The organism is Mesorhizobium sp. M1A.F.Ca.IN.020.04.1.1, assembly GCF_003997315.1.
GTDB lineage: Bacteria > Pseudomonadota > Alphaproteobacteria > Rhizobiales > Rhizobiaceae > Mesorhizobium.
In genome coordinates this window covers 1-334 of the sequence record NZ_RZSN01000440.1, presented here as the reverse complement: position 1 = coordinate 334, position 334 = coordinate 1, and the positions used below count along the sequence as shown (strand labels likewise).

The window sequence follows — 334 nt, the reverse complement described above, 5'->3', positions numbered from 1 at the left end:
TAGCGCCGGTCGCTCCGGTCGCGCCAGTTGCTCCAGTTGAGCCGGTAGCGCCAGTGGCACCCGTGGCGCCGGTCGCACCTGTAGCTCCGGTAGCGCCGGTCGCCCCAGTCGAGCCGGTGGCACCCGTGGCGCCGGTCGAGCCGGTCGCACCCGTGGCGCCGGTCGCACCCGTCGAGCCCGTGGCACCTGTGGCTCCGGTCGCACCGGTAGCGCCGGTCGCTCCGGTCGCGCCAGTTGCTCCAGTTGAGCCGGTAGCGCCAGTGGCACCCGTGGCGCCGGTCGCACCTGTAGCTCCGGTAGCGCCGGTCGCCCCAGTCGAGCCGGTGGCACCCGT

General features: G+C 74.9%; 1 protein-coding gene. It reads right to left on the bottom strand.

From position 1 onward, the window contains the following. Positions 1-334, bottom strand: a 334-nt coding sequence (locus tag EOA49_RS32430; RefSeq protein WP_206520266.1) for a hypothetical protein, incomplete at both ends; no start/stop codon positions are given.